The organism is Streptomyces sp. NPDC019396, assembly GCF_040632375.1.
Taxonomy (GTDB): Bacteria; Actinomycetota; Actinomycetes; order Streptomycetales; family Streptomycetaceae; genus Streptomyces.
The window spans coordinates 84,333-110,830 of the sequence record NZ_JBEYBS010000015.1 but is presented as its reverse complement, the minus strand read 5'-3'; the positions used below and the strand labels follow the sequence as shown (position 1 = coordinate 110,830).

General features: G+C 71.4%; 29 protein-coding genes, 1 pseudogene and 1 riboswitch. Of the genes and pseudogenes, 17 read left to right on the top strand and 13 right to left on the bottom strand.

From position 1 onward, the window contains the following. Positions 1-54 precede the first annotated feature (54 nt). Entirely contained in the window at positions 55-711 is a 657-nt protein-coding gene (locus ABZ532_RS19240) for a TetR family transcriptional regulator (RefSeq protein WP_361284583.1), read from the top strand. Positions 712-751: 40 nt separating this feature from the next. On the opposite strand, the gene def is transcribed toward ABZ532_RS19240, so the two are convergent. Beyond that, entirely contained in the window at positions 752-1,318 is a 567-nt protein-coding gene (gene def, locus ABZ532_RS19235; RefSeq protein WP_361284580.1) for a peptide deformylase, read from the bottom strand. 138 nt (positions 1,319-1,456) lie between these two features. Here def and ABZ532_RS19230 point away from each other — a divergent pair, with 138 nt between their 5' ends. The 5 genes from ABZ532_RS19230 (at position 1,457) to ABZ532_RS19210 (ending at position 6,082) form a co-directional block, all read left to right on the top strand. Then, positions 1,457-2,704 carry a MurT ligase domain-containing protein gene (locus ABZ532_RS19230; protein ID WP_361284577.1) on the top strand — a complete coding sequence of 416 codons (1,248 nt, stop codon included), beginning with the start codon at positions 1,457-1,459 and terminating at the stop codon, positions 2,702-2,704. 46 nt (positions 2,705-2,750) lie between these two features. Beyond that, entirely contained in the window at positions 2,751-3,479 is a 729-nt protein-coding gene (locus ABZ532_RS19225) for a glutamine amidotransferase (RefSeq protein WP_361284574.1), read from the top strand. Between the two features lie 199 nt (positions 3,480-3,678). Next, positions 3,679-4,704, top strand: a complete 1,026-nt coding sequence (locus ABZ532_RS19220) for a 6-phosphofructokinase (RefSeq protein WP_361284571.1) — start codon at positions 3,679-3,681, stop codon at positions 4,702-4,704. Positions 4,705-4,841: 137 nt separating this feature from the next. After that, on the top strand, positions 4,842-5,813 hold the full coding sequence (locus ABZ532_RS19215) for a cytochrome c oxidase assembly protein (RefSeq protein WP_361284568.1): 972 nt from the start codon (positions 4,842-4,844) through the stop codon (positions 5,811-5,813). A 110-nt stretch (positions 5,814-5,923) separates the two neighbouring features. Next, a complete protein-coding gene (locus ABZ532_RS19210; RefSeq protein ID WP_361284565.1) occupies positions 5,924-6,082 on the top strand; it encodes a hypothetical protein in 159 nt (52 codons plus the stop codon). A gap of 4 nt (positions 6,083-6,086) precedes the next feature. On the opposite strand, the gene ABZ532_RS19205 is transcribed toward ABZ532_RS19210, so the two are convergent. From ABZ532_RS19205 to ABZ532_RS19195, 3 genes are all read right to left on the bottom strand, one after another. Then, positions 6,087-7,454, bottom strand: a complete 1,368-nt coding sequence (locus ABZ532_RS19205; RefSeq protein ID WP_361284562.1) for a polysialyltransferase family glycosyltransferase — start codon at positions 7,452-7,454, stop codon at positions 6,087-6,089. A gap of 3 nt (positions 7,455-7,457) precedes the next feature. Next, on the bottom strand, positions 7,458-8,423 hold the full coding sequence (locus ABZ532_RS19200; RefSeq protein ID WP_361284559.1) for a glycosyltransferase family 2 protein: 966 nt from the start codon (positions 8,421-8,423) through the stop codon (positions 7,458-7,460). A 100-nt stretch (positions 8,424-8,523) separates the two neighbouring features. After that, positions 8,524-11,025, bottom strand: coding sequence for a YfhO family protein (locus ABZ532_RS19195; RefSeq protein WP_361284556.1), 2,502 nt, complete (start codon positions 11,023-11,025; stop codon positions 8,524-8,526). A gap of 333 nt (positions 11,026-11,358) precedes the next feature. Here ABZ532_RS19195 and ABZ532_RS19190 point away from each other — a divergent pair, with 333 nt between their 5' ends. Then, positions 11,359-12,078 (top strand): lysophospholipid acyltransferase family protein, encoded by a 720-nt coding sequence (locus tag ABZ532_RS19190; RefSeq protein ID WP_361284553.1) that lies wholly within the window; start codon positions 11,359-11,361, stop codon positions 12,076-12,078. Positions 12,079-12,105: 27 nt separating this feature from the next. Here the strand turns inward: ABZ532_RS19190 and ABZ532_RS19185 are convergent, their stop codons facing one another. The 7 genes from ABZ532_RS19185 to ABZ532_RS19155 form a co-directional block, all read right to left on the bottom strand. Further along, positions 12,106-12,849 (bottom strand): urease accessory protein UreD, encoded by a 744-nt coding sequence (locus ABZ532_RS19185; protein ID WP_361284551.1) that lies wholly within the window; start codon positions 12,847-12,849, stop codon positions 12,106-12,108. Continuing rightward, positions 12,846-13,535, bottom strand: a complete 690-nt coding sequence (gene ureG / locus ABZ532_RS19180; protein ID WP_361284548.1) for an urease accessory protein UreG — start codon at positions 13,533-13,535, stop codon at positions 12,846-12,848. Before ureG ends, ABZ532_RS19185 begins: the two co-directional genes overlap by 4 nt. A gap of 21 nt (positions 13,536-13,556) precedes the next feature. Further along, positions 13,557-14,246: an urease accessory UreF family protein gene (locus ABZ532_RS19175; protein WP_361284545.1), complete on the bottom strand. Its 690-nt coding sequence runs from the start codon at positions 14,244-14,246 to the stop codon at positions 13,557-13,559. A 20-nt stretch (positions 14,247-14,266) separates the two neighbouring features. Further along, positions 14,267-16,051, bottom strand: a complete 1,785-nt coding sequence (locus ABZ532_RS19170) for an urease subunit alpha (RefSeq protein WP_361284542.1) — start codon at positions 16,049-16,051, stop codon at positions 14,267-14,269. Then, positions 16,044-16,355, bottom strand: a complete 312-nt coding sequence (locus tag ABZ532_RS19165; protein WP_361284539.1) for an urease subunit beta — start codon at positions 16,353-16,355, stop codon at positions 16,044-16,046. Before ABZ532_RS19165 ends, ABZ532_RS19170 begins: the two co-directional genes overlap by 8 nt. 15 nt (positions 16,356-16,370) lie before the next feature. After that, the gene (locus tag ABZ532_RS19160) at positions 16,371-16,673 is read right to left on the bottom strand and encodes an urease subunit gamma (protein WP_361284536.1); all 303 of its coding nucleotides are present in this window, start codon (positions 16,671-16,673) and stop codon (positions 16,371-16,373) included. Positions 16,674-16,814: 141 nt separating this feature from the next. Continuing rightward, positions 16,815-17,087 carry a hypothetical protein gene (locus tag ABZ532_RS19155; RefSeq protein WP_361284777.1) on the bottom strand — a complete coding sequence of 91 codons (273 nt, stop codon included), beginning with the start codon at positions 17,085-17,087 and terminating at the stop codon, positions 16,815-16,817. Positions 17,088-17,132: 45 nt separating this feature from the next. Between ABZ532_RS19155 and ABZ532_RS19150 the strand changes: the two are divergent. After that, positions 17,133-17,678: pseudogene (locus ABZ532_RS19150) on the top strand (ABC transporter permease); the annotation flags it as partial. A gap of 89 nt (positions 17,679-17,767) precedes the next feature. Here the strand turns inward: ABZ532_RS19150 and ABZ532_RS19145 are convergent. Continuing rightward, entirely contained in the window at positions 17,768-18,061 is a 294-nt protein-coding gene (locus ABZ532_RS19145; protein ID WP_361284533.1) for a type II toxin-antitoxin system Phd/YefM family antitoxin, read from the bottom strand. 56 nt (positions 18,062-18,117) lie between these two features. Between ABZ532_RS19145 and ABZ532_RS19140 the strand changes: the two genes are divergently transcribed. From ABZ532_RS19140 to ABZ532_RS19125, 4 genes are all read left to right on the top strand, one after another. After that, entirely contained in the window at positions 18,118-18,753 is a 636-nt protein-coding gene (locus ABZ532_RS19140; RefSeq protein WP_361284530.1) for an ATP-dependent Clp protease proteolytic subunit, read from the top strand. 7 nt (positions 18,754-18,760) lie between these two features. Beyond that, positions 18,761-19,069: a hypothetical protein gene (locus tag ABZ532_RS19135; protein ID WP_361284527.1), complete on the top strand. Its 309-nt coding sequence runs from the start codon at positions 18,761-18,763 to the stop codon at positions 19,067-19,069. A gap of 338 nt (positions 19,070-19,407) precedes the next feature. Continuing rightward, positions 19,408-19,565, top strand: a riboswitch (cyclic di-AMP (ydaO/yuaA leader). Between the two features lie 2 nt (positions 19,566-19,567). Further along, positions 19,568-20,044 (top strand): C40 family peptidase, encoded by a 477-nt coding sequence (locus ABZ532_RS19130; protein WP_361284524.1) that lies wholly within the window; start codon positions 19,568-19,570, stop codon positions 20,042-20,044. 78 nt (positions 20,045-20,122) lie between these two features. Beyond that, positions 20,123-20,710, top strand: a complete 588-nt coding sequence (locus ABZ532_RS19125; RefSeq protein WP_361284521.1) for a DUF6328 family protein — start codon at positions 20,123-20,125, stop codon at positions 20,708-20,710. Between the two features lie 4 nt (positions 20,711-20,714). Here ABZ532_RS19125 and ABZ532_RS19120 read toward each other — a convergent pair whose 3' ends face one another. Then, the gene (locus tag ABZ532_RS19120) at positions 20,715-21,860 is read right to left on the bottom strand and encodes an 8-amino-7-oxononanoate synthase (RefSeq protein WP_361284756.1); all 1,146 of its coding nucleotides are present in this window, start codon (positions 21,858-21,860) and stop codon (positions 20,715-20,717) included. A gap of 157 nt (positions 21,861-22,017) precedes the next feature. Here ABZ532_RS19120 and bioB point away from each other — a divergent pair, with 157 nt between their 5' ends. The 5 genes from bioB to ABZ532_RS19095 all read left to right on the top strand — a co-directional run bounded on the left by bioB (position 22,018) and on the right by ABZ532_RS19095 (position 26,463). After that, positions 22,018-23,250, top strand: a complete 1,233-nt coding sequence (gene bioB, locus ABZ532_RS19115; RefSeq protein ID WP_361284518.1) for a biotin synthase BioB — start codon at positions 22,018-22,020, stop codon at positions 23,248-23,250. Further along, positions 23,243-24,568, top strand: a complete 1,326-nt coding sequence (locus ABZ532_RS19110; protein ID WP_361284515.1) for an adenosylmethionine--8-amino-7-oxononanoate transaminase — start codon at positions 23,243-23,245, stop codon at positions 24,566-24,568. Before bioB ends, ABZ532_RS19110 begins: the two co-directional genes overlap by 8 nt. 47 nt (positions 24,569-24,615) lie before the next feature. Then, the gene (bioD, locus tag ABZ532_RS19105; RefSeq protein ID WP_361284512.1) at positions 24,616-25,332 is read left to right on the top strand and encodes a dethiobiotin synthase; all 717 of its coding nucleotides are present in this window, start codon (positions 24,616-24,618) and stop codon (positions 25,330-25,332) included. Positions 25,333-25,336: 4 nt separating this feature from the next. Further along, positions 25,337-25,690 carry a VOC family protein gene (locus ABZ532_RS19100; protein WP_361284509.1) on the top strand — a complete coding sequence of 118 codons (354 nt, stop codon included), beginning with the start codon at positions 25,337-25,339 and terminating at the stop codon, positions 25,688-25,690. Positions 25,691-25,755: 65 nt separating this feature from the next. Further along, the gene (locus ABZ532_RS19095; RefSeq protein WP_361284506.1) at positions 25,756-26,463 is read left to right on the top strand and encodes a class I SAM-dependent methyltransferase; all 708 of its coding nucleotides are present in this window, start codon (positions 25,756-25,758) and stop codon (positions 26,461-26,463) included. Positions 26,464-26,498: the final 35 nt, after the last annotated feature.

The following is a 26,498-nucleotide window of genomic DNA, read 5'->3' as shown; positions in this document are numbered from 1 at the left end:
GGAGTGTTACTTTGCGCAGGCCTCACGGAACACGCACGGGCGGGGAGAACCACTATGGACAGCACCACTCAGCAGGCCGATCAGCAGCGGTCGGCGGAACAGCGGCGGCGCGAGCTGCTCGAAGCCGCGGACCGGGTGGTGCTCCGGGACGGGCCAGGCGCCTCGATGAACGCGATCGCGGCGGAGGCCGGGATCACCAAGCCGATCCTCTACCGTCACTTCGGCGACAAGAGCGGGCTCTACCGGGCCCTCGCCAAGCGTCACACCGACGCCCTGCTGGAGGCTCTGCGCGCCGCGGCCGACGCGCCAGCGGACCGGCGCGGGCGGGTCGAGAACACCATCGACACCTATCTCGCGACGATCGAGGCGAGGCCCCAGGTCTACCGCTTCCTGATGCACCCGGCCGAGGACTCCAGCGCCGCCGAGCAGTCCGCGCGCGGCTTCGACATCGGCCGCCACTCCGCGCCTCTGCTGCGCCGCCTCGGCGAGGAGCTGGGCAAGCTCATCGAGGACCGCGTGGACCTCGGGCCCGGCGGCAGCGAGCTGGCCAGGGTCTGGGGACACGGGATCGTCGGCATGATGCACGGGGCCGGCGACTGGTGGCTCGGCGAACGACCCTGCTCCCGCACCCAGCTCGTGACCAGCCTGGTCGACCTTCTCTGGGGGCGGCTCGCCGAGGTGGAGGACCGCGGCGCGGGTACCGGGCTCTGAGCCCCGGTCCGCCGGGAGGCCGGGCCGGCCTCCCGGCGGACTACGTCAGACTCCCGGGAAGCACCCGGCCCCGTGCCCACGGCGCCCGCCGCACCGCCCTCAGGGCGCGGCTGCGGCGCAGACCCGTCACATGGTCCAGGTAGATGCCGCCCTCGAGGTGATCGCACTCGTGCTGGAGGCAGCGGGCGAAAAAGCCCGTGCCTTCCACCCGCACGGGATCCCCGTCCATCGTGACGCCCTCGACGACGGCGTGGTCGAAACGGGGTGTGCCCGCCTCGACACCGGGCAGCGAGAGACAGCCCTCGGGTCCTCTCACCGTCACCCCGTCGGCCGTGACGAGTCGCGGATTCACCACATGGCCGAGGTGGCGGACGTCCTCGTCGTCCGGGCAGTCGTAGACGAACACCCGCAGGGGCACGCCGACTTGGTTCGCCGCGAGGCCAACGCCCTGGAAGGCGTACATCGTGGCGAACATGTCCTCGACGAGCGCCGCGAGCGACGGGCCGAAGTCCGTGACGGGCTCGCACGGGGTGTGCAGCACTGGCTCCCCGAGCAAGGTCATGGCTCGCAGGAGTCCGGAACTGCCGGGGATCGAACGCTTTGGCATGGCGGCAAGCCTACTTTCCGCACCGCCCTGGGCCCTCTCCCCCGGTGACCTCCTGGTTTCGCCGTGGAGCCGGGGTGCGGGCCGTCGGCCGGATCTCGATAGGCTGATGTCCGACCGACGCAAGGAGGATCTAGGACGATGGCAGGACACCCTGGCAACGCAGAGCCACTGTCACCGCGCGCCAAGCTGGCCGTGACGGCAGGCAAGGCCGCAGCGGCGGTGTCGCGCGCGGCGGGACGCGGCAGCGGATCGGTGATCGGCGGCCGGGTGGCGCTCAAGCTCGACCCGGATCTGCTGAGCCGACTGGCCCAGCACCTCGACGTCATCCTGGTGTCGGCGACGAACGGAAAGACCACGACCACCCGACTGATCGCCGAGGCGCTGCGCGCCAGCGGACCGGTGGTCTCCAACGCGCTGGGCGCGAACATGCCCGCGGGCATCACCTCCGCGCTCGCCGGTGGCTCCGACGCCCGGTACGCCGTGATCGAGGTCGACGAGAAGTACCTGGCGGGTGTCGCCCGGGACACCACCCCCAAGGCCATCGCCCTGCTCAACCTGTCCCGGGACCAGCTCGACCGGGCCGCCGAGACCCGGATGCTGGCCGAGAAGTGGCGTGAGGGCCTGTCCGGCAGCAAGGCCGTGGTCATCGCCAACGCCGACGACCCGCTCGTCGTATGGGCCGCCTCCTCCTCCCCCACCGTGGTCTGGGTGGCCGCCGGTCAGGAGTGGAAGGACGACGCCTGGTCCTGCCCATCGTGCGGCGGTGTGATGCAGCGCCCCGGCGACGACTGGTTCTGCGGCGAGTGCGGCTTCCGCCGCCCCGCCGTGAGCTGGGCGCTCCGCGGGGACCACGTCCTCGACCCGCACGGCTCCGCCTGGCCGATCCACCTCCAGCTCCCGGGCCGCGCCAACAAGGCCAACGCCGCCACCTCCGCCGCCGTGGCGGCCGTCTTCGGTGTGCCACCGCAGATCGCCCTCGAGCGCATGTACCAGGTGCAGGCCGTCGCCGGCCGCTACGACGTGGTCTCCTTCCTGGGCCGTGACGTACGGCTGCTGCTGGCGAAGAACCCGGCCGGCTGGCTGGAGACCTTCTCGCTGATCGACCCGCCGCCGACACCGGTGATCCTCTCCGTCAACGCCCGCGGCGCCGACGGCACCGACACCTCCTGGCTGTGGGACGTCGACTACACCCGGCTCGCCGGTCACCCGATCTTCGTGATCGGCGACCGCAGACTCGACCTGGCCGTACGCCTCGAGGTCGCCGGACTGGACTTCCGGGTCTGCGACACCCTCGACGCCGCCGTGCAGGCCGCACCGCCCGGACGGATCGAGCTCATCGCCAACTACACCGCCTTCCAGGACGTCCGCCGCCGTGTCGGCAACTGACCCCCACTGACCGCGGACACCGCAGAGGATGCAGAGGAACACGAGCATGAGCGACAGCAGCCTGCGCCTGGTGTGGGTCTACCCGGACCTGCTCAGCACGTACGGGGACCAGGGCAATGCCCTGGTCGTGGAGCGTCGCGCCCGGCAGCGCGGACTCGACGTCACACGCGTGGACGTCCGCAGCGATCAGCCGGTACCGACCTCCGGCGACATCTATCTGATCGGCGGCGGCGAGGACCGGCCGCAGCGGCTCGCGGCGGAGCGGCTGCGCCGCGACGGCGGGCTCAGCCGCGCCGCCGCCAACGGTGCGATCATCTTCTCGGTCTGCGCCGGCTACCAGATCCTGGGCCATGAGTTCATCAACGACCTGGGCCAGCGCGAGCCCGGTCTCGGTCTGCTCGATGTCGTGTCGACCCGCGGCGAGGGCGAGCGCTGCGTCGGTGACGTCCTGGGAGACATCGACCCGCGGCTCGGCCTGCCCCAGCTCACCGGGTTCGAGAACCACCAGGGCATCACCCATCTCGGCCCCTCGGCCCGGCCGTTCGCCCGCACCGTGCTCGGCAAGGGCAACGGCACCGGAGACGGCACCGAGGGCGCGTACAACGACACCGTCTTCGGCACGTACATGCACGGTCCGGTGATGGCCCGCAATCCGCATATCGCGGACCTGCTGCTGAAGCTGGCCCTCGACGTGAACGCGCTGCCGCCGACCGACGACCGCTGGTACGAGGCACTGCGCAGCGAGCGGATTCTCGCTGCGACCCAGCCCTCCTGAGCGCTCCTCTGAGCGGCACACATCACGAATGGAAACGAACGGCCCGGCGCTCATCCGCCGGGCCGTTCGCACATCTGCGCCGGTGTCCACTGGGCGGACTTCCGGTTCGGCTCAAGGGGTCCCGCGCCGGTAGGGTGGCGGAGATCCCACCGGACGACGTGGTCCGGGAGTCAGCCCACGTTGCAAAGGTGTTCGGGCTATGCGCATTGGTGTCCTCACCTCCGGCGGCGACTGCCCCGGTCTGAACGCGGTGATCCGTTCCGTCGTGCACCGCGCGGTCGTCGACCACGGCGACGAGGTCATCGGTTTCCACGACGGCTGGAAGGGCCTGCTGGAGGCCGACTACCGCAAGCTCGACCTCGATGCGGTAGCCGGCATCCTGGCGCGCGGCGGAACCATACTCGGCTCATCGCGCGTCCAGCCCGCGCACCTGGTCGACGGTGTCGAGCGCGCCAAGGGCCATATCGCCGAGCTCGGCCTCGACGCGATCATCCCGATCGGCGGCGAGGGCACACTGAAGGCCGCCAACCTGCTCTCCGAGGCGGGGCTGCCGATCGTGGGCGTGCCGAAGACCATCGACAACGACATCGCCTCCACCGACGTGACCTTCGGTTTCGACACGGCCGTGGGTGTCGCGACCGAGGCCCTGGACCGGCTGAAGACCACGGCCGAGTCGCACCAGCGGGTGCTGATCGTCGAGGTCATGGGCCGGCACACCGGCTGGATCGCCCTGCACTCCGGTATGGCGGCGGGCGCACACGCGATCGTGGTTCCCGAGCGTCCCTTCGACATCGACGAGCTGACGAAGCGGGTCGGTGAGCGCTTCGAGGCGGGCAAGCGGTTCGCGATCGTCGTGGTCGCCGAAGGCGCCAAGCCGCGCGCCGGCTCCATGGAGTTCGACGAGGGCGGCAAGGACGTGTACGGCCACGAGCGCTTCGCGGGTGTCGCCCGGCAGCTCTCCGTCGAGCTGGAGGACCGGCTCGGCAAGGAGGCACGGGCGGTGATCCTCGGGCATGTGCAGCGCGGTGGCACGCCGACCGCCTACGACCGTGTCCTCGCGACCCGCTTCGGCTGGCACGCCGTGGAGGCCGCGCACCGCGGCGAGTTCGGCATGATGACGGCCCTGCGCGGTACGGACATCACGATGGTGCCGCTCGCGCGGGCCGTCGAGACGCTCAAGACCGTGCCGGACGAGCGCTACGCCGAGGCCGAGTGCGTCCTGTGACGCGGCTGCCGGTCGGCTGATCGGCCCGAGTGACCACGGATATCCACGGAACCGCCCCCGGCCGCAGCTGCGGCCGGGGGCGGTTCTAGTCTGGTGCGGACAACAAGCGCGAATCGGGACGCTCCAGGAGTACACAGATGGATCACAGCGGGCACGGCGGCGGCCATGGCGAGCACGGTATGCCGATGGACCTCCCGCCGTTCACGCTGGGGCGTGGGCTGGAGCTGTCCGCAGATCCGGTCTTCCTTATCGGCTGCCTGCTCGCCCTCGGACTGTACGGCTGGGGCGTCGTCCGGCTGGTGCGCCGTGGTGACGCCTGGCCGGTGGGCCGCACGGTCGCGTTCGCCATCGGCGTGCTGAGCATCGCCCTGGTGATGTGCACCAAGCTGAACGACTACGGCATGCTGATGTTCAGCGTGCACATGGTGCAGCACATGGTGATCAGCATGCTCTCGCCGATCCTGCTGCTGCTCGGCGCCCCGATGACCCTGGCGCTGCGTGCCCTGCCGGTGGCCGGGCGGGGGGCCAAGGGGCCGCGTGAGCTGCTGCTGGCGCTGCTGCACAGCCGCTACATGCGGATCGTCACGCACCCCGCGTTCACGATCCCCATGTTCATCGCGAGCCTGTACGGGCTGTACTTCACCCCGCTGTTCGACTTCCTGATGGGTTCCAGGGCCGGGCACATCGCGATGATGGTCCACTTCCTGGCGGTAGGTCTGATCTTCTTCTGGCCGATCATGGGCATCGACCCGGGTCCGAACCGTCCCGGCTACGTGATGCGGATGCTCGAGCTGTTCGCGGGCATGCCGTTCCACGCGTTCTTCGGCATCGCGCTGATGATGGCGAGCGAGCCGATGGTGCGGACGTACGCGGATCCCCCGGCGAGCCTCGCGATCAGCGCGATCTCCGACCAGAACGCGGCGGGCGGGATCGCGTGGGCCTTCAGTGAGATCCCGTCCGTGCTGGTGCTGATCGCGCTGGTGTACCAGTGGTACCGCTCCGAGCAGCGTCAGGCGGTGCGCACGGACCGCGCGGCCGACCGCGACGGCGACAAGGAGCTGGAGGCGTACAACGCGTATCTCGCCTCGCTCCAGGCGCGGGGGCGCTGAGCTCCCCGGCCCGGTGCGGTCCGGATCGCCGTGCCGGAGAGTGGCGCGGTGCCCGTTCCAGGGGTCACGATGGCTGCACGGCCACAGCGCCGGCCTGGAGGAGGACGCGTATGTCCGGATCCACTAAGACGATGGGTGTGCTCACCGTCATCAGCCTGGTCGTCATCACGGGCTACACGGTCGCGCTCGGCAGCAACGGCTGGCTGTGGTTCGCCTGGGTCGTGCTCGGTCTGGTCACCCTCGGGCTGCTGGCATCCAAACCGACCTAGGCCGTCAGCCGCGTCTGTCGCGCACCATGCTCCCGCGCAGCCGGGAGCCCGGAGACGGTGCCGTGCCACCGGGCAGCCCCAACTCGGTCAGCCGGTCGCCCGGGAAGTAGCGGGAGGCGCAGCCCGCGTCGCCGGCGGCGGTGAGCAGTGCGGCGGTCTCGTCTCGCAACAAGGGGTGGGTTTGCGGCTGCATACCGTAGCCGACCGCCCGCACCAGTGGCCCCAGGGTGGACGGCGCGGCTCCAGGCACCGCCGGGGCGGCGCATTCAAGGTCGGGCACCAGGTGGTCCACGACGACCAGCGGAATCCGGTTGCTGTTCGCGTAGGGCGCCAGCCGCTCCAGGACCGTCGAGGTGCCCACGCGTGCGATGGGGATGCCGTAGTAGGCGGATGCGGTGAGCATCGCCGTGGAGAAGCAGCCGACGACCAGGCCGGGGCGGCAGCGCTCGTAGAGGGTCTCGGCGAGCAGCTGACCGTGCAGGACGGTCAGCTGCACCCCGGCCGCCGCCGCGGCCTCGCTCAGCCCCAGTGAGTAGCGGGCGGGCGCGGTCGGGTGCGGTTTGAAGGCCACCGACCGGTGTCCCGCCGCCGCCGCGCCCCGCAGCATCCGGGTGTGCAGGTGCTCCTCTTCGTCCGCCGTGAGGATGCCCAGAGCTGCGAGGTACTGACCCAGCATCAGGGCGGTAGGGGCGGCCTCGACGGCCTTTGTCACCTGGGGGTCGTCGGCGGCGCTCACGGCGATCTCGGCCAGCACCGCACGGAAGGCGCCGTCGGGTACGAGCTCGGCCGGGACGTCGTACTCGGACAGCAGCAGCGGGCGCAGCCCGGGGACGAGATCGAGGTGCAGCAGCCGCTGGATTCGGCAGGCGATGGACTGCGGGACCTCGGAGCGGGTCGGGCCGTAGCTCATCAGCCCGTCGGCGTAGACCTGCACGGGGCTGTCGGCGAAGATGGCGGCCAGCGCCTTGGCGGGGTTGACCTGGATGGATTCGACGATCAGCTCGACCGGACCGCTGCCGAGCCTCCAGGCGGTGCGCAGTGCCCGCTGCCACAGAGGGGTCTCGTCCGGGCGGGGACCCCAGGTGGCGGGATGGTTGGGGCGGATGGTGCGGTTCCATTCGATCACCGTGTCGAAGCGGCCCGCGATCCGTTCGTAGCCGGCCATGGTGTCGAGCCGCGGAGCGGTCTCCGGGATCTCGGCGTTGTTCGAGACCAGGAGGATCCGCCGGATGGTTCCCGGTGCGGCGCCGGACCGGCTGGAGGGGCCGGGCCGTCCGAACTGGCCGACGTCGATCGCCGCGGCCAGGGTGGCCGCGCCGTAGAGCGTCGACACCTGGAAGATCTGCGTCCTCGTGTGCTCCCGCGTGCCCATGGGTCAGGCGGTCCTTCCCGTGTCGCGCAGGCGCCGCAGCAACGTGCTCCGCTTGGTGTCCATCGTCGCCAGGGTCTGGTCGAGCACCTGCTGGGGCATCCGCCGCAGCGCGTCGGCGACGTCGTGCCGCAGGCGCTTGGCGACGGCGGCCTCGTACCGGTCCGACTTGTTCGTATGGAAGGCGATCATGGCGCAGTAGGTCCGCACCGCCTTGGGCATGAACCGGTCGGATTCGGGGTCCGCGGCGACTTCTTCGAGCAGCAGGTCGTAGGAGGGGATGAAGTCGAGCTGGCGGTTGTCCGGGATCTGCGTCAGGGAGGTCGCGACTCCGCGCCGGTAGAACGCGCCGTGCAGGGCCAGGGCCGCGTACGTCCGCGCCGTGAGGTGGAGCCGCCAGATCCACAGTCGGTCTTCCGCGGTGCGGAGTCCGGTCTCGAATCGCGATCGGCCGTTTCCGAAGAGCCGACCGCTGTAGATTCCGAACGGGACGAAGGGATAGTCCACCATCGTCACCATGCCGGCGGGTGCGATTCCGTCCCGTGGATCCATCACCACGTGGCGCTGCCGGGCCGGGGCATAGCGGATCTGCCGGGTCCTTCCGGTGGCCAGCACATGGTCGGTCCGTGCGAAGTCACAGCCCAGCTCCTCGATTCCGGCCACCATGGCGCGCAGATGGCCAGGGGCGTACCAGTCGTCTCCGTCGAGGAAGGTGAGGTAGTCGCCGGTGGCAGCGTCGATTCCGGTGTTGCGCGCCTGGGCCACGCCTCTGTTCGTTTCGTGGCGGATCACCCTGGCGCCCGGAATCCGCTTGCTCCAGTGGTCGAGCACATCCGGTGTGGCGTCGGTCGAGCAGTCGTCGACGAGCAGGAACTCGAATTCCGGGTCCGCGTTGCGCGCGAGGCTGCGCATGGTGTCGGGAGCATAAGCGCCGACATTGTGGAGCGGCACGACGACGGACAGTTTCGGCACACGCAATCCCAACACTCGGGCGGTTCTTCGCCGCACCGTATCCACCCTGATATCCGGTCGAGCGATGCGGATTTGCACTCCAGGTGAACTCTTGTCGTCCTCAGGAGAAACCCGTGTCGGCTCGTCGTCTGCGCGTTCGCGCGATGGCCGCGAGGACCGCGAGGACCGCCAGGGACGCGGCGCCGATCGCGCCGCCCAGCCGCAGCCCCGGGGGCCGGAAAGTGCAGCCGACCGATGCCGACTTGCCGTCGAGGGAGACGGCGAGCAGCCCGAGGTGGCCGCGCGCGGGCACCGGTTCGGCATGGCCCGCGGCGCAGGTCCAGCCGGAGATCCGCGGTACGGCGAAGACGGCGGTCCCGGTGCTGCCGGGTGGCAGTTCGGCGGTGAGGCCGTGCCCCGTGGTGCGTACGGCGGTGGCTCCGGTCTCCGTCAGATTCCGTACGGCCGCGTCGAGGCGCTTCTGGTCGAGGCAGCCGATCGGTTCTCCGGGCAGCCGGAGCGCGCCCTTGCCGGGATTCCGGGGGCGGAGCTCGATGCGCAGCGCGCCGGATGCGGGGACGGTGCCGAGTGGCTGCATGGCGGCTCGTACGGCAGGGGGTTTCCCGTCGAACTCGACCGGCCGCTGCCCTTCGAGTGCGGCCGTGCCCTGGTACTCAGGTGCCCAGAAGTAGGCACGGCTGCCCGCGGGGCAGCCGGCGCCGAGGGTGGCTGCCGTGGCTCCCTCGCCCCGTGTGACGTCGCGGGGCATGTCGTACACGTCGGCGCCGAGCAGCAGTTCCTGGTTGACGAAGGCGGAGTCCCCGAGCTGTGCGCCGTGCTCCCGTAGCCGGAGCCCGGGTCGTACGGTGACCAGGGGCGGTACGGGGCTGCGTGTGGAGGTGACGGTGGCCGTGGGGGGTTCGTCCATCCGCACCGGGGCCGTGGGGGTGGAGTGCACGCGGGCGCCGATGGAGAAGATCGCGTCGGTCACGGGATTGTCCAGGCCGACCGGGTGCCGTCCCTTCGCGTAGTAGCCGAAGCCCAGGGACGACAGGGTGCGGGAGTAGCCGTCCGACGTCAGGCTGCTGTAGTAGTCGGCGCCCTGACCCCCCACCAGCAGGACGTCGTTGCCACCCGGGACCTCGCCGGGTTCGGTCCGGTACCGCGGCCAGTCCGCCCTGCGCGCGGTCTCCTGTGCCACGGCCTGGTGCCAGGGACCGATCCGCGGCGCCCAGGAGACCTCTCGTAGCTGCTGCTTCTCGATACGCGCGCCCGTGACCGCAGCCTCGCCCGCCTGTGCGGCGACAAGGAGGGTGACGGCCAGGACCGGCAGCGCCCGGCCGGCGGCGGTGTGGCGCCCGTTGAGCAGGACGGCGGCGGCAGCCGTCGCCGCGAGCAGCACCGCGGCGGTGAGCGCGGGGTAGGTCCACCGGTCGGTGTCGGCGCTCCCCCGGGTCAGGACCACCACGAGGGCGAGCGCCCCGCAGGCCCAGAGCAGCGCGGGCGCCCGGGGCAGGCCCTGCGCCGTGGACAGCCAGGCGGCGATGAGCAGCAGTCCGCAGAGTACGAAGGTCTGCCGGTAGGGGATGCCGTTGGGCGATGCTCCCGCGTGCCACAGCAGATGGGTGGGCTCCCACTGGAGCGACATCGCCACAAGGCAGATCGCGCAGGCCCAGACCGCTCGGACGCGTGGAGCCAGGGCGCGGTTGAACGGCAGGGTCAGTGCCAGCAGCAGGGCCGGGGTCCCGATGTAGAGGGCGGGGGTCGCCACGCTCGCTGTCGCCGGCAGCAGCCTGACCAGCACCTCGGTCCAGGGGACGGGTGCGAAGGCCACCTCGGGTGTGGGGTCGGCGACGCGGGTGGCGGCGTAGACCACCGTGACCACCGGGGCGGCGAGGCCGACGCCGATGAGCACCGTGCGTGCGGCGCGAAGGAGTCCGGCGAGCCGCTCGCGGCCCGGCTCGTCGGAGGTGAGCACCCGGACGGCGAGCACGATCGCCGCCCCGATGGTGGCCATGTACGCGGTGTAGAAGTTGGCGGTCCATGCGAGCGCCACGACCAGCGGCCCGAGCAACGGCCGGCGCCCGCCGCGCGCCCATTCGCCGACGAGGCAGAGCAGGGGGAACGCGAGCAGGCCGTCCAGCCACATCGGCACGGTGGCACCGTAGTTGAAGGTCCAGCCGCTGACGGCGTACGCCGCGCCGAGCACGGCTGCGACCGGCGGCGGTCCGTCGCCGCGGAGTCTCAGCAGCAGGGCGGCCATCGCGGCACCTGCCGCGCTGACCTTGGCGGCGGTGATGACGTAGAGGGCCAGCTCGATGCGGTCCGCCGGGAACAGCACGACCAGCAGGGCGAAGGGGCTGCCGAGGTAGGTGCCGAAGTCTCCGAGGAAGTTGGAGCCGTAGCCCGAGGTCCAGTTGAGGAACAGATCGCCGTCGGCGTCGCCGAGCAGCAGCCTGCGCCAGTAGGCGTGGTACGACAGGTACTGCTGGCCGAGGTCGACGGTGTTGCGGGTAGCCGGACCGAAGGGCCGGCTGCCGGCCAGCAGCCCGCTCAGGCAGAAAACCACACCGGAGAGCAGCGCGGCACCCGCCACCGCTCGTGCGGTGCCGCGTCCGCGCACGGCTGTGTCCTTTCCGGACCTCGGGCGCCCCTCCGAGCTCCGCGTACGCGCTTCGCCCCGGGCAGGCACGGCGTCGGTTGCAGGGGGCACTCGTCCTCCGGGGCAGGTGGCGCTGGGGGGTGGCAAGGGGCCGGGTCGTCCGGGCCATTAGGGCCGAGCCGGGCGACCCGTCTCCGATCACCAGGAGGATCCGGGACATACCGGAGGTGAATTCGGGGTACCGCGCCCACGAGGAGTGTCATCACTCGGGGGACCTCGTCGGCTCAGGGACGGGACGTCGGGCTGTTGTGCGAGGCGCCCCGGAGCCGAGCCGGTCAGAGTTGGGAGCGCCCCGTGTTCTACTACGTGCTCAAATATGTCGTCCTGGGCCCGCTGCTGCGGCTGCTGTTCCGGCCCCGGATCGAGGGCCTTGAGCATGTCCCTGCCGACGGGGCGGCGATCGTCGCAGGCAACCACCTGTCGTTCTCGGACCATTTCCTGATGCCGGCCATCATCCGACGCCGTATCACCTTCCTCGCCAAGGCCGAGTACTTCACGGGTCCGGGCGTCAAAGGCAGGCTGACCGCGGCGTTCTTCCGCAGCGCGGGTCAGATCCCGGTGGACCGGTCGGGCAAGGAAGCCGGTCAGGCGGCAATCCGCGAGGGGCTCGGGGTGCTGGGGCGCGGCGAGTTGCTGGGCATCTACCCCGAGGGCACCCGCTCGCACGACGGGCGGCTGTACAAGGGCAAGGTCGGTGTCGCGGTGATGGCGCTCAGGGCGCGGGTGCCGGTGGTCCCGTGTGCGATGGTCGGCACGTTCGAGGTCCAGCCGCCGGGACAGAAGCTGCCGAAGATCAAGCGGGTGACCATCCGTTTCGGGGAGCCGCTGGACTTCTCGCGCTACGAGGGCTTGGAGGACGAGAAGTCGGTGCTGCGTGCAGTGACCGACGAGATCATGTACGAGATCCTCGCCCTGTCGCGACAGGAGTACGTGGACGAGTACGCGGCCACCGTGAAGGCCGAGGAGGCCGCCGCGCAGAAGCAGGGCAGGCGGTTCCCCCGGTTGCGGCGCTGAGCAAGGGCTCCCCCGCCGGGCAGGCGGTCAGATGCTGCCGCAGCCATGGAGCGCGGCGTCGAGCGTCCGGCGCAGCGCGAGGGCGTCCGGCGCCACGGCGGTGACGAGCGCGGCGGGCCCCGCGAGCGGGGTGAGCACCGCGGTCTCCGCGAGTTGCCGCGGCCGTACCGGGTGCTTCTCGAACTCGGGGTCCACGATGAGGAGTTGCCCGACCGCGCGGTGGCCGCCGAGCACGGCCGGGCCGTCCCAGCCATCGGGGGCGGCCGGTCCGTAGGACAGTTCCTGGTCGAGCAGAGGGCGCTCGGCGCGGTGCACGGTGAGCCGGGTGGTGAGACTGCCGGTGTCCTCCGCGTGGCGTCCGAGGATCTGCTCCTCGCGCAGCACCAGGCGCGCGGTATGGGCGAGCCGCACCAGGGTGCGCATCCGCAGCTCGCTCCCCCGGGCGCTGATCAGCGGCTCGGGCAGCCAGCGCAGCTCGGCGTCGTCGCCCACGTCCAGCGTGATGCCGTAGTCGGCCGGTGCGGGCGTGGGGCCGGGCAGGGCGACGGTCGCCGCGGCGGAGTCCACGTACAGCCGGGCCCCTTCGCGGACGTCCGCCTCGATGGCCAGCCGGTCGCCGCCGAGCGGTGCGCTCATCGCCCCGACGACGGTGACTCGGGTGTGCGCTCCATCCGCCCGGGTGCGGCGCAGCGCGAGCGGCCCCGCGCTCTCGAGTACGGGCAGCCCGCCGTCGCGGGTCGCGACGATCCGTGCGGTGGCGTGGACGGTCACGCGGCGGCGTTCCAGGCGGAGAGCCGCGCACGCACCCATTCGGCGACGGGGCCGACGCCGTCCTCACCGGTCAGGGAGGTGAAGGCGACGGGGAGTTCGCCGCGCTGCTCCTTGGCGTCGCGGGCCATGCGTCCGAGGTCGGAGCCGACGTAGGGGGCCAGGTCGGTCTTGTTGACCACGAGGAGATCGGCGGTGGTGACACCGGGGCCGCCCTTGCGGGGGATGTCGTCGCCGCCGGCCACGTCGATGACGAAGACCTGGGCGTCGACCAGGCCCTTGGAGAAGGTGGCCGTGAGGTTGTCGCCACCGGACTCGACGAGGATCAGATCCAGGGGGCCGACCCCGTCCTCCAGGTCCTCCACCGCTTCGAGGTTGGCGGAGATGTCGTCGCGGATGGCGGTGTGCGGGCAGGCCCCGGTCTCGACGGCCTGGATCCGCTCGGGCGGCAGCACCGCGTTGCGCAGCAGGAACTCGGCATCCTCGCGGGTGTAGATGTCGTTGGTGACGACCGCGATGGAGAACTGGTCGCGCAGGGCGCGGCAGAGGGCGGCGACGGTGGCGGTCTTGCCGGAGCCGACGGGCCCGCCGAGGCCGATCCGCAGGGCACGCAGGGTGCCGTCGGGGCGCAGGGCGCCGGCGCTCACGGCCGACGGGCCGAGGTGGTCGTGGTCGTGGTCGAGGTGCATGGGGGGCGGCTCCTTTGGGTGCTATGAGGCGAAGAGGCGTACGGACCAGGCCGCGTGCTGCTCGGCGGTGACGTCGAGCAGGGGCGCCGAGGCCGCCGGCAGCTCGTCGATCCCCTTCGCGGCGGCGGCCGTGGCGCGGTCCGCGACCTGGTCCATGGCCGGTGCGAGGCGGGCGAGTACACCGGTGGCCTCGAAGGGATCCAGGCCGAGCAGGCGTACGGCGGCCGACGCGGATGCGCTGACCGTCTCGTACACGGCGCAGTACGCGGCGTCGCGTTCGGTCAGTCCCGCGGAGCGGGCGGTGAGTCCGAGCACCACCGGCTGGTGTGCGCCCTTGGGACGTGCGGCGGCGAGTGCGTCGAGCTCGGGCGACGGCCAGACGGCCCGGGCCGCCCGCATCAGCTGGCGGCCGAGTCTGCGGGCGGTGGTGCGCAGTGCCGGTGAGGCTGTGCGGGCGTCGGCTGCGGCGTCCAGGGCGAGCGCGTCGACACCGGCCGCCGCGGCCGCGGCGAGTGCGGCGGCGGTCAGGCCGGTGGTGTGCAGCCTGCCGTGGCAGAAGGCGCCGAGCCCGGCGGCGTCCCGGATCCGGCCGGCCTTGACGGCCGCCTCCACACCACCGGAGTGGGCGTGCCCGCCCGCCGGGAAACGGCCGTCCGCGAGGATGAGCAGGGCGGCGCGGGCGGACCCGGCGGAGCCCGTGCGGCTGTTCACGTCGTGCGTCTGCGGGGGCATCAGAACAGGAAGTAGCGCTGGGACATGGGCAGTTCCTCCGCAGGTGCTGGTTCGACGGCTTCGCCGTCGATCGTCACCGTGAAGGTGTCGGCGTCGACCTCGACGCGCGGCAGGGCGTCGTTCTCCCGCATGTCCGCCTTGGTCACCCGGCGGGTGCTGCGGATCGGGGTGAAGCGCTTGCCCAGGCCGAGGCGCCCCGGAAGGTCGTCCTCGATCGCCTGCCCGGTGGTGAAGTTGACGGAGTTGGTTGCCGGGGCTCGTCCGGTGGCGCCGAACATGGGGCGTGGCAGCACCGGTTGAGGTGTCGGAATCGACGCGTTGGCGTCTCCCATCTGGGCGTAGGCGATCTGACCGCCCTTGATGACGAGCTGTGGCTTGACGCCGAAGAAGGCGGGCTCCCAGAGGACCAGATCGGCGAGCTTGCCCGGCTCGACCGAACCGATCTCGTGGTCCATGCCCTGAGCGACAGCCGGGTTGATGGTGTATTTGGCGACATAGCGACGGGCCCGGAGATTGTCGGCGCGGCCGTCGCCGGGCAGCGCGCCCCGGCGCAGCTTCATCACGTGCGCGGTCTGCCAGGTCCGCAGGATCACCTCTCCTATGCGGCCCATGGCCTGGGAGTCCGAGGAGATGATGGAGATCGCGCCGAGGTCGTGGAGGACGTCCTCGGCGGCGATGGTGGAGGGCCGGATCCGTGACTCGGCGAACGCCAGGTCCTCGGGGACGGCCGGGTTGAGGTGGTGGCAGACCATCAGCATGTCGAGGTGTTCCTCGATGGTGTTGACGGTGTGCGGCCGGGTCGGGTTGGTGGAGCTGGGCAGCACATACGGCTCGGAGACGACCGTGATGATGTCCGGAGCGTGCCCGCCACCCGCACCCTCGGTGTGGTAGGCGTGGATGGTGCGGCCCGCGATGGCCGCGAGTGTGTCGCCGACGAACCCTGCCTCGTTCAGGGTGTCCGTGTGGATGGCGAGCTGGGCGCCCGACTCGTCGCAGACGCTGAGGCAGGCGTCGATGGCGGCGGGCGTGGCCCCCCAGTCCTCATGGATCTTGAAGCCGATGGCGCCGCCGCGCAGTTGGGCGTGCATGGCCTCGCGCGAGACGGTGTTGCCCTTGCCGAGCAGCCCGATGTTGACGGGGCTGTTCTCCAGCGCCTCGAACATCCGGGCGAGGTGCCAGGAGCCGGGGGTGGTCGTGGTGGCTTTGCTGCCCTCGGCGGGCCCGGTGCCGCCGCCGACCAGTGTGGTGATCCCGGAGGACAGCGCCTGGTCGACCAGGGTCGGCGAGATGAAGTGCACATGGGCGTCGATGGCCCCGGCGGTGACGATCTTCCCGTTGCCCGCGATGATCTCGGTCTCGGGCCCGATGACCAGGTCCGGGTGGACGCCGTCCATCGTGTCGGGGTTACCGGCCTTGCCGATGCCGGTGATGCGGCCGTCACGGACACCGATGTCGGCCTTGACGATCCCCCAGTGGTCGATGATCACCACGCCGGTGATGACGGTGTCCGGCGCCCCCTCGGCGCGGGTGGTGCGGGACTGGCCCATGGACTCCCGGATCACCTTGCCGCCGCCGAAGACGGCCTCGTCCCCGGCGCGGCCCGGGCCGCCCGAGCGGTCCTCCTCGATCTCGACCAGCAGTGCGGTGTCGGCGAGCCTGATGCGGTCCCCGGTGGTGGGCCCGAAGAGGTCCGCGTACCGGGCGCGCGACAGCACGGTGGCCCCGGCGCCCTCGGAGCTCTCGGCGTTTCCGGAGTTCGCGGCGCGCTCAGTGTGCTCAGCCATCGAGCGGACCTCCGGTCTCGCCGCGCAGGCCGGGCACCACGCGCAGGCCGGCGATCGGCACCAGTGCGACCTCGACAGGGATGCCGGGCTCGAAGCGCACCGCGGTACCCGCGGCGATGTGCAGCCGGCGTCCGTGCGCGGCGGCCCGGTCGAAGCGGAGGCCGGGGTTGGCCTCGGCGAAGTGGTAGTGGGAGCCGACCTGGACGGGCCGGTCGGCGGCGTTGAGCACGGTCAGCCGGGTCACGTCGCGCCCTTCGTTGAGGACGACGGGCTCGTCGGCGTGGAGGATCTCCCCGGGAATCATCGTCGGCACCCCCGGTCAGACGATCGGGTCATGGACGGTGACGAGTTTGGTGCCGTCCGGGAAGGTCGCCTCCACCTGGACGTCGTGGATCATCTCGGGGATGCCCGGCATGACGTCGTCCCGGGTGAGCACCTTGCGTCCGGAGGCCATGAGTTCGGCGACGGTGCGGCCGTCCCGGGCGCCTTCGAGGACGTGCGAGGTGATCAGGGCCACCGATTCGGGGTGGTTGAGCTTCACCCCGCGGGCCCGGCGCTTGTCCGCGACGTCCGCGGCGACATGGATGAGCAGGCGTTCCTGCTCGTGCGGGGTCAGTTGCACGCTTCCACCTCACAACTCGATCCGGTCGGGGCCCGTTCGGCCGGCAGCCGAGCGCAGCCCTCCACACCAGCAGGCATCGGCGGCGGCGTGGTGCTTCGTGACCAGGAGTTTGAACGTTAGGGCGGAAGTTTTTCCGGCACGTTAACTGATCTTTGGCGGCTGCATGGACATCAGCCCGCGCAGCCCGTTCTCCAGCACCTTCACGTCCGCGTCACCGAGCAGGGCCTTCTGGGCGATGAACCCCTGGGCGGTGGCCATCAGAGTCTGGGCCAGGTCCTCCGAAGGCACGTCGGCGTGCAGGAATCCGCTGTCCCGGTAGGCGTCGACGAGCCGCACCCACGCCCCGCGCATATCGGCGAAGGCACCGTCCAGCATCCGGCTGAGGCGCTCGTTGCGGAGGGTCTCGGTCCACACCTGGATGATCAGGCCCGCGGATGCCTGCCGCCCTCCCCCTGGGGCATCCTGCCGCTCGCCCTGGCCGGAATCGCGGTCGGCGCCGCGGTGACCCTGCTCCGGCTGCGCGGATGGCAGGCGGCGACGGCGCTGACCGGTACCGCCGCGCTCGCCGGGCTCGTCGCGACCGCCATCGCCCACAGCTGGCTCGGGGCGCTGACCGGCAACTGGTGGGCCGAGGCCGGGGTGCTCACGCTCACCGTGGGCGCCGTGGGCGCGGGCGTAGCGGGGCTCGCCGCAGTCACGGGACGGGCCGGGATCGGCCTCGGCGCCCTGCTGATCGTCCTGATCGGCAATCCGTTCTCGGGCGTGGGCACCGCACCGGAACTGCTGCCGGAGCCGGCCGGCCTGATCGGCCAGTGGCTGCCCCCGGGCGCGGGCGGTTCACTGCTGCGGTCGGTGACCTTCTTCGACGGCGCCGGGGCCGTGTGGCCCGCGGTCACCCTGACCCTGTGGGCCCTCCTCGGGCTGAGCGCCGTCCTGGCCGGCGGACGCCGGCGGGTCCCGAGCTCAGCACCCGAGGCGGTTCCGGTGCCCGCTACGGCGGGCTGAACCGCCCGAACGACCCGCGCGCCTGAGCGCCCCCACACCGGCCGCGTGCCCCTGATGTAGCGGACAGGAGCACGCGGCCTTCTCGCGCCTCAGGACCGGGCGCCAGGGTCGCGGTGTTCCGCCGCGATACCGAACCTGCCCCGTTCGCCGGTAGCGGACGGTGCGGGTGTGTGGAGCGTCGAGACCGAGGCCGCCGCCGACTCGTCCGCCGGCACCTCCGCATCCTCGAGACCCTTGAGTCGTTCCAGGTCAGCGGCGGAGACCAGAGCGACGAGCGGCTTTCCATGACGGGTGACGACCACCCGTTCGCCCCCGTACACGACGCGGTTGATCAAATCGGCGAGCTCTGCCCTCGCTTGCGTCACCGGAATCTCGTAGGCCATGCTCCCCATCATAACGGCCTGTACGTCCTGTACATTTTTTACGGATGGGGGTATCCGTGAACCATCTTCACGCCCGCTATGTCCTTCCTGAGTTCAGCGAGCGGACCAGTACCGGGGTCCGCACCCTCGACCCCTACTCGAAGCTGCTGGGTGAGCGCATCGTCTTCCTCGGCACGGCCATCGACGAGACCTCGGCCGGTGACGTGGTCGCCCAACTCCTGTATCTCGAATACGCCGCTCCCGACCAGGACATCCACCTCTACATCAACTCCCCTGGCGGCCCTGTCAGCGCGATGACCTCGGTATACGACACCATGCAGGTGGTGGGGTGCGATGTGGCCACGACCTGCCTCGGGCAGGCCGCCTCCACCGCCGCCGTACTCCTCGCCGCAGGCACTCCCGGCAAGCGCATGGCTCTGCCCGGCGCCCGGGTCGTGGTCCAGCAGCCCGCGCTGCCCGATCCCGTGCAGGGCCAGCCATCCGATCTGGACATCCAGGCACGGGAGTTGCTGCGGCTGCACGAGCAGATCGCGGAGCTGCTCGTGGCCCACACCGGACAGAGCGAGGAGCGCGTCCGCGGTGCGCTCGACCGGGACACGGTCCTCGACTCCGCGTCCGCGAAGGAGTTCGGTCTGATCGATCACGTCATCAGGAACCGCAAGGCGTCGGCCGCTTCACCCGGAACGCGGTGAACGGGCCGTGCTGCCGCCCGAGCTCCCGCCGCTGCCCGCACTGACGCGCGCCGAAAGCGAGTTCATCGACCGCTATCTCGAAGTCGTCGACCAATTGGGACGGATCAACCCCGCCCGCGGCACGCACACCTACGGAGCCCTGCGCGCGGCGCAGGCATTGGCCGCCCGGGCGGGCGCACTCCGGGACGCGCTGACGCTGATGCACGCGCGCGGCGAGAGCGAACTGCACGCACCCACGCTGGCCCGCGCCTTGCGGGTGCTCGACGGGGAGCGGCGCACGGCCAGGATCACCGTCCCCCCGGAGCAAACGAGTTGAGGGCGCCGCCGCGGCACGCGCGCGTACGAGTGGGTGTCAGCCAACCGGACCAGTCGTCTCTTCCGCTTACGTGCCGCGCGAGTTGCGTTCCGCGATGGGCCATCCGGTGGACGGCGGCGTGACGTCGCAGGTACGGCGCTTGCCGCGACGCCACCCCAACTGGGCCGAACGGGGCCCTCCACCTGAACGGATCAGTGGTGATGAGCTTCACAAAACGTCGTTTCGGGTCGGAAATCCGGCAGTTCATGCGTCAAGATCGCTGGGACGACAAGCCCCCGCCACCACGGCGGGGCGGTCCGGGCGGACGCCGAGTCCTGCCGCCGCACCGGATGCCTGAGTCGACATGAGTGCTTTCGGCAGGAGTGGAGGACCCAGGCAGTACGGTCCGGCCGCCCTATCCGGCCGGATCTTGGGGTGAAGCCGCTCACGCGGCCGGGCACCTTCGCCAGCCCGAACCCGACAGGTCATCCTTCACAGGCGGCTGACGAAGGGTTGCGCATGACTGCGCATGCATACAGTCCGTCCCTGTTCACGCGGACGGGTGCCGTCTCCGCTGTCACTCTCGCCGCCGTCGGCGGTTCCCTGATCGTGCCGGGCGGCGCCCCCGAGGCCCATGCCGCCTCCGCGTTCGCGGCCAAGGCCCTGAACGTGGCCGCGTCCAAGAAGGGCGCACCTTACCGGTACGGCGCCATCGGTCCCAGCCGGTTCGACTGCTCGGGCCTGGTCCTCTACTCGTACCGGAAGGCGGGCCGGAGCCTGCCGCGCACGGCACAGGCCCAGTACAACCGCACGAGCCATGTCCCGGCGTCCGGCCGCCGAAAGGGTGACCTGGTGTTCTTCCACCACGGCGGGCAGGTCTACCACGTCGGGATCTACGCGGGCGGGGGCAAGATCTGGCACTCCCCCAAGTCGGGCTCGGTGGTGAAGCTGAGCAAGATCTGGTCGAAGGGTGTCCGGTACGGTCGCGTGGGGTGACGGGTCGCGGGACCGCGGATTCAGCAGATCATCCCGACAACAGGACACGAACCGCGCAATGTGGGTTACTCGTACCAAATGAGTAACGAGGAATCCCGCATGGCGCGGGACGAGACCGAGACCGAGCGGGCGGACCGCAATTTCGCCGAGCTCCTGCAAGAGCTGCGGGTCATCCAGACCGGCGTCCAGATCCTGTTCGCCTTTCTGCTGACCCTCGCGTTCACGGCCCGGTTCCCCTCACTCGACTCGTTCCAGCGCGGCACCTACGTGACGACGCTGATGCTGTCCGTGGTGGCCGCGGCGCTGTTCACCGCACCTGCCGCGGTGCATCGGGGGCTGTTCCGCAAAGGCGCCAAGAAGGAGATCGTCTCGGTCTCCTCCCGCCTGGCGGGGACGGGGCTCGCCGTCCTCGCCCTGGCGCTGACCTCGGCGGTGCTCCTCGTGGTCGACGTGGTGCACGGTACGCCCGAGGGGATCGTCGCCGCCGCCGTCACCCTTTTCGTCTGCACCATGCTGTGGGGAGCCCTGCCCCTGGGCATGGCGCGGAGGTTCGACCGGCGGGGGCGGCAGACGGGCCGGGCCGCCCGGGGTCCGAACTCCCACTCGGGCCCCGGTTCGGACCCGGGTTCGGACCCGGGTTCGGACCCGGGTTCCCGCCGGCCCTGAGAGCTCAGCGGCCCGGCGCGGTGCGCAGGATGGTGGTGATCGCCTCGTCGAGCTGCCGGTCCGTGAGGTCGGCGCGTGCGGTCAGCCTGATCCGTGAGATGCCGTCGGGCACCGACGGCGGCCGGAAGCAGCCGACGGCCAGCCCCGCGGCGCGGCAGTCGGCGGCCCAGCGCACGGCCGACTCGGGCGAGGGCGCCCGCACGGAGACGACCGCGGCGTCCGGGCGGGCAGCCGTCAGCCCGGCGTCCGTGAGGCGTTCGTAGAGCGTCGCCGCCACCGCGCGGGCACGCTCCGCCAACTCCGGCTCACGTCCGATCAGACGCAGACTCGCCAGTGCCGCGCCCACCGCTGCCGGGGCGAGGCCGGTGTCGAAGATGAACGTCCGCGCGGCGTTGACCAGATGGGCGATGACCCGCGCGGGGCCGAGCACCGCGCCACCCTGGCTGCCCAGGGACTTGGAGAGGGTCATGGTCGCGACGGCATCGGCCGCGCCCGCGAGCCCGGCCGCGTGCAGCGCGCCCCGGCCCCCGTCGCCCAGCACCCCGAGCCCGTGCGCGTCGTCGACCACCAGCGCGGCGCCATGCGCACGGCAGGCCGCGGCGAGCTCGGCGAGCGGCGCCGCGTCGCCGTCCACCGAGAAGACCGAGTCGGTGACGACGAGCGCCCGCCGCCCGGGGTGCGCGTCGAGGGTCTTGCGTACGGACTCCGGGTCGGCGTGCGGGACGACAGCCGTCTCGGCCCGGGCCAGCCGGCATCCGTCGACGATGGAGGCGTGGTTGCCCGCGTCCGAGACGAGGAGGGAGCCGTGTGCGCTCAGCGCAGTGAGAGCCGCGAGGTTGGCCGCGTAGCCGGAGGAGAACACCAGCGCCGCCTCGAAGCCGCAGAACCGTGCCAGCTCCGCCTCGAGTTCGGCGTGCAGGGCGGTGCTCCCGGTGACCAGGCGCGACCCCGTGGCTCCCCCGCCCCAGCGGTGGGCCGCTTCGCCTGCCGCAGCGGTGACCTCCGGCCTGCGGGTGAGCCCCAGATAGTCGTTGCTCGCCAGATCGAGCAGGACGTCGTCGGCGGCACGCGGACGCAGCGCGCGGACCAGACCGGCGTCCGCGCGCGACCGCGCCGCTTCGTCGATCCACTCGAACGGATCCTTGAGCATGGCCTGAGGCATGGCAGTGCGGTCCTTTTGTAGGCAGCGAACAGACCCTAGCGTCGTGCCGCAAAGGTCAGAGTGTGGCCATGCACACACATCAATCCGCGTGTGTTGTCCAGTTCCTCCTTGGCCGAGGGGTGCCCGGTAAGCGAGGATCTCCGCCATGGACCTCCTGAACACGCTGGTGGACAAGGGCCTGCGGCGTGAGCTGCCGACCCGCGAAGAAGCCCTCGCCGTACTGGCGACTTCCGACGACGATCTGCTCGATGTGGTGGCCGCGGCCGGCAAGGTGCGCCGCCAGTGGTTCGGACGGCGGGTGAAGCTGAACTATCTGGTGAACCTCAAGTCCGGTCTGTGCCCCGAGGACTGCTCGTACTGCTCGCAGCGCCTCGGCTCCAAGGCGGACATCCTCAAGTACACCTGGCTGAAGCCCGATGAGGCGTCGAAGGCCGCCGCCGCGGGTGTCGCCGGCGGTGCGAAGCGGGTGTGCCTGGTGGCGAGCGGCCGGGGACCGACCGACCGCGATGTCGACCGGGTCTCCAAGACGATCGAGGCGATCAAGGCGGAGAACGAGGGCGTCGAGGTGTGCGCCTGTCTGGGGTTGCTGTCCGACGGACAGGCGGAGCAGCTGCGCGAAGCGGGCGCGGACGCGTACAACCACAACCTCAACACCTCCGAAGGCACATACGGGGACATCACCACGACGCACACCTACGCGGACCGCGTGGACACCGTCCAGAAGGCGCATGCCGCGGGGCTTTCGGCCTGCTCGGGGCTCATCGCCGGCATGGGCGAAAGTGACGAGGACCTGGTCGACGTGGTGTTCGCGCTGCGCGAGCTCGACCCGGACTCGGTGCCGGTGAACTTCCTGATCCCGTTCGAGGGAACGCCGCTCGCCAAGGAGTGGAACCTCACGCCCCAGCGGGCGCTGCGGATCCTCGCCATGGTCCGTTTCGTCTGCCCGGACGTCGAGGTACGGCTCGCCGGGGGCCGCGAGGTGCAGCTGCGCTCGCTCCAGCCGCTGGCGCTGCATCTCGCCAACTCGATTTTCCTGGGCGATTATCTGACCAGCGAGGGGCAGGCAGGCCAGGCGGACCTCGACATGATCGCGGACGCCGGCTTCGAGGTGGAGGGCGCGGACACCACCACGCTGCCCGAGCACCGGGCGGACGCGGTCGCGACCGCGGGCGGCGGCTGCGGCTCGTCCCACGGTGACGGCGGCTGCGGTTCGTCCCACGGTGACGGCGGCTGCGGTTCGTCCCACGGCGGTGGCTGCGGGCCCTGCGGTGACGGAGCGTCCGCATCCGCACCCGCATCCGAGACCTCTGCCGCGCGTCCGGATCTGGTGGCGGTGCGGCGCCGTGGCACCGGGACGGACCTCGCGCCGAATGCGTAGCGACGAGGTACGCCGGCTCGTCGAACTGGACCGGGCGCATGTCTGGCATCCGTACGGCCCGATGCCGGGTCGTACGGACCCCCTGGTCGTCGAGTCGGCGTCCGGGGTGCGGCTCCGGCTCGCCGAACCGGCCCACGGCCGGCGGGAGCTGGTCGACGGCATGTCCTCCTGGTGGTCGGCGATCCACGGCTACAACCACCCCGTGCTCAACGAGGCGGCGCGCGGCCAGCTCGACCGGATGAGTCATGTGATGTTCGGCGGGCTCACCCACGAGCCCGCCGTCCGGCTCGCCGCCCGACTGGTCGAGATCACCCCGGAACCTCTGCGGCACGTCTTCCTGTGCGACTCCGGCTCGGTCGCGGTCGAGGTCGCGGTGAAGATGTGTTTGCAGTACTGGCGTTCGGTGGGACGGCCGGAGAAGCAGCGGATGCTGACCTGGCGCGGCGGGTACCACGGCGACACCTGGCAGCCGATGGCGGTGTGCGACCCGGACGGCGGGATGCACCACCTGTGGTCGGGAGTGCTGCCGCACCAGGTCTTCGCGGACGCCCCTCCGAACGGCTACTCCGATGCCGCCGGGGACTCCGGTGCCGCCGGCTACGAAGAGGCGTACGCGGACCATCTGCGTGGGCTCATCGCGCGTCATGCGCATGAGCTGGCGGCGGTGATCGTGGAGCCGGTGGTGCAGGGCGCGGGCGGGATGCGGTTCCACTCCCCCGAGTATCTCCGGGTGCTGAGGGAGGCCTGCGACGCCAATGACGTGCTGCTCGTGTTCGACGAGATCGCCACGGGCTTCGGGCGCACCGGCGCGCTCTTCGCGGCGGAGCACGCAGCGGTGTCCCCCGATGTCATGTGTCTGGGCAAGGCACTGACCGGAGGGTATCTGTCGATGGCGGCGACGCTGTGCACCGCCAGGGTGGCTGACGGGATCTCCCGGGGCGAGGTCCCGGTGCTGGCGCACGGGCCCACCTTCATGGGCAACCCGCTGGCTTCCGCGGTCGCCTGCGCGTCGATCGATCTGCTGCTGGGCCAGGACTGGGCGCAGGAGGTCAAGCGGATCGAGGCGGGTCTGCACACGGGGCTCGCGGAGGCGCGGTCGCTCCCGGCCGTACGGGACGTACGGGTACTCGGGGCCATCGGTGTCCTACAGCTCGACCACCCGGTGGACATGGAGGCGGCGACCCGGGCGGCCGTCCGCGAGGGCGTCTGGATCCGTCCCTTCCGCGATCTGCTGTACACCATGCCGCCGTTCGTCACGAGCGACGAGGATCTGGCGCTGATCGCGCGGGCGGTGTGCGCGGCGGCGGCCGCGGGCTGACTCGACCACGTCTGCGCGGCAGGGGAAGAACGAGAGCGAGGAACGGCATGGGTGTCATCGTCGTCAGCGGAACCGGGACCGAGATCGGCAAGACCGTGGTCACCGCGGCCGTGGCCGCCGTGGCCGCGGCCACGGGCCGGAAGGTGGCCGTGCTCAAGCCCGCGCAGACCGGGCTGGTGCCCGGCGAGCCCGGGGACGCCCACGAGGCGGCACGGCTCGCGGGCCCCGGAGTGACGGCGGTGGAACTCGCGCGGTTCCCCGAGCCGTTGGCTCCGAACACGGCCGCACGCAGGGCGGGCCTTGCGGCGGTGGGGCCGCGGGAGGTCGCGGAGGCCGCGGAGAAGCTCGCCACCGAGCACGATCTCGTGCTCGTCGAGGGCGCGGGCGGTCTCCTCGTGCGCCTCGACGACACGGGCGGGACGCTTGCCGACGCCGCCGGGCTGCTGGGCGCACCGGTGCTCGTGGTCACGGCCGCCGGGCTCGGGACGCTGAACGCGACACAGCTCACCACCGAGGCGCTGCGGGCGCGTTCGCTGGAACCCCTGGGAGTCGTCGTCGGCAGCTGGCCCGCCGCACCCGACCTCGCCGCACGCTGCAACCTCGCCGACCTCCCCGTCACGTCGGGCGCTCCGCTGATCGGTGCCGTGCCCGCGGGCGCGGGCGCGCGGGAGCCCAACGACTTCCGCCGTAGCGCGCCGTCCTGGCTCGCACCGGTGCTCGGTGGCGCCTGGGACGCGGACGTCTTCGCCACGGCGGTAGGCTGACCGGATGGGTCGGTTGGTGCCCGCGAGGGTCAGCGAGATCGTCTTCGACTGCGCCGAGCCGGCGGCACTGGCCCGGTTCTGGGCCGCGCTGCTCGGCGGTGAGCCGGTGGAGCGCGAGCCGGACTGGGCGTATGTCGACCCGCCCGGGTTCGTACGCATGGCGTTCCAGCGCGTACCGGAAGGCAAGCAGGTCAAGAACCGGCTGCATCTCGACCTGGAGGCGGACGGCATCACGGACGCGTCCGCCGCCGCCGTGCGGCTCGGCGCTTCGCTCGTCGGCGGCATCGTCAGCGACGAGCAGGGCTCGTTCCAGGTGCTGCGGGACCCGGAAGGCAACGAATTCTGCTTTTGTGAGTGACGGACCGGCTGATCCTGGCCGTCCGGGGGGAGAATCTCCGTACCGGTCGTCCGAGGAGGCCCACGATGCCGTTGCGCGCGCCGAACGTCACCAGGGATGCCGTCCACCACCCCCTGTTCGCCCGTTTCTACGCCCGGATGAGCGTCGCCGCCGACACCAGAGCCGGGGTCGCGGAGTACCGCGGTGAGCTGCTGTCCGGCCTTTCCGGCCGGATCATCGAGATCGGCGCCGGCAACGGGCTGAACTTCCCGCACTACCCGGCCGCCGTGTCCGAGGTCGTGGCGATCGAACCGGAACGTGTCCTGCGGCAGTTGGCGGTGACCGCGGCGCGGCACGCCGATGTGCCGGTCGATGTGGTGCCGGGCGCCGCCGAGGCCCTGCCGGTGAAGAGCGAGGCGTTCGACGGGGCCGTGGTGTCCCTGGTGCTCTGCTCGGTACGGGATGTCGCCCGGGCGCTCGGCGAGATCAGGCGGGTGCTGCGCCCGGGCGGCGAACTGCGCTTCTTCGAGCACGGCCGGGCGCCCGGACGGGTCATGGCCGGGGCGCAGCGCGCAGTCGACCGCACGGTGTGGCCCCTGCTGTTCGGCGGCTGCCACACCGCCAGGGATCCGCTTGCCTCGATGGAACGGGCCGGCTTCGAGATCGGCGCCTACCGGTCGCTGTACATCCCCGAGAAGGGGCCGCGGCTCCCCTCGTCGTTCACGATGCTCGGAGTGGCGCGCCGGCCCTTCACGGCGGACGGACCGGACGGACCGGAGCGGAACGAGCCCTGAGCCGCTCCGCTCCTCCCCGGGTCACCAGGGGCGGG

Excerpts from the sequence above, each read along its gene's own strand:
- ABZ532_RS19205 (WP_361284562.1), bottom strand. The coding sequence starts at position 7,454 with ATGGGCACGCGGGAGCACACGAGGACGCAGATCTTCCAGGTGTCGACG.
- ABZ532_RS19215 (WP_361284568.1), top strand. The coding sequence starts at position 4,842 with ATGGATCACAGCGGGCACGGCGGCGGCCATGGCGAGCACGGTATGCCG.
- ABZ532_RS19120 (WP_361284756.1), bottom strand. The coding sequence starts at position 21,860 with ATGCTCAAGGATCCGTTCGAGTGGATCGACGAAGCGGCGCGGTCGCGC.
- ABZ532_RS19170 (WP_361284542.1), bottom strand. The coding sequence starts at position 16,051 with ATGGCTGAGCACACTGAGCGCGCCGCGAACTCCGGAAACGCCGAGAGC.
- ABZ532_RS19225 (WP_361284574.1), top strand. The coding sequence starts at position 2,751 with ATGAGCGACAGCAGCCTGCGCCTGGTGTGGGTCTACCCGGACCTGCTC.
- def (WP_361284580.1), bottom strand. The coding sequence starts at position 1,318 with ATGCCAAAGCGTTCGATCCCCGGCAGTTCCGGACTCCTGCGAGCCATG.
- ABZ532_RS19230 (WP_361284577.1), top strand. The coding sequence starts at position 1,457 with ATGGCAGGACACCCTGGCAACGCAGAGCCACTGTCACCGCGCGCCAAG.
- ABZ532_RS19125 (WP_361284521.1), top strand. The coding sequence starts at position 20,123 with ATGAGTAACGAGGAATCCCGCATGGCGCGGGACGAGACCGAGACCGAG.
- bioB (WP_361284518.1), top strand. The coding sequence starts at position 22,018 with ATGGACCTCCTGAACACGCTGGTGGACAAGGGCCTGCGGCGTGAGCTG.
- ABZ532_RS19165 (WP_361284539.1), bottom strand. The coding sequence starts at position 16,355 with ATGATTCCCGGGGAGATCCTCCACGCCGACGAGCCCGTCGTCCTCAAC.
- bioD (WP_361284512.1), top strand. The coding sequence starts at position 24,616 with ATGGGTGTCATCGTCGTCAGCGGAACCGGGACCGAGATCGGCAAGACC.
- ABZ532_RS19210 (WP_361284565.1), top strand. The coding sequence starts at position 5,924 with ATGTCCGGATCCACTAAGACGATGGGTGTGCTCACCGTCATCAGCCTG.
- ABZ532_RS19110 (WP_361284515.1), top strand. The coding sequence starts at position 23,243 with ATGCGTAGCGACGAGGTACGCCGGCTCGTCGAACTGGACCGGGCGCAT.
- ABZ532_RS19240 (WP_361284583.1), top strand. The coding sequence starts at position 55 with ATGGACAGCACCACTCAGCAGGCCGATCAGCAGCGGTCGGCGGAACAG.
- ureG (WP_361284548.1), bottom strand. The coding sequence starts at position 13,535 with ATGCACCTCGACCACGACCACGACCACCTCGGCCCGTCGGCCGTGAGC.
- ABZ532_RS19095 (WP_361284506.1), top strand. The coding sequence starts at position 25,756 with ATGCCGTTGCGCGCGCCGAACGTCACCAGGGATGCCGTCCACCACCCC.
- ABZ532_RS19145 (WP_361284533.1), bottom strand. The coding sequence starts at position 18,061 with ATGGCCTACGAGATTCCGGTGACGCAAGCGAGGGCAGAGCTCGCCGAT.
- ABZ532_RS19130 (WP_361284524.1), top strand. The coding sequence starts at position 19,568 with ATGACTGCGCATGCATACAGTCCGTCCCTGTTCACGCGGACGGGTGCC.
- ABZ532_RS19100 (WP_361284509.1), top strand. The coding sequence starts at position 25,337 with ATGGGTCGGTTGGTGCCCGCGAGGGTCAGCGAGATCGTCTTCGACTGC.
- ABZ532_RS19220 (WP_361284571.1), top strand. The coding sequence starts at position 3,679 with ATGCGCATTGGTGTCCTCACCTCCGGCGGCGACTGCCCCGGTCTGAAC.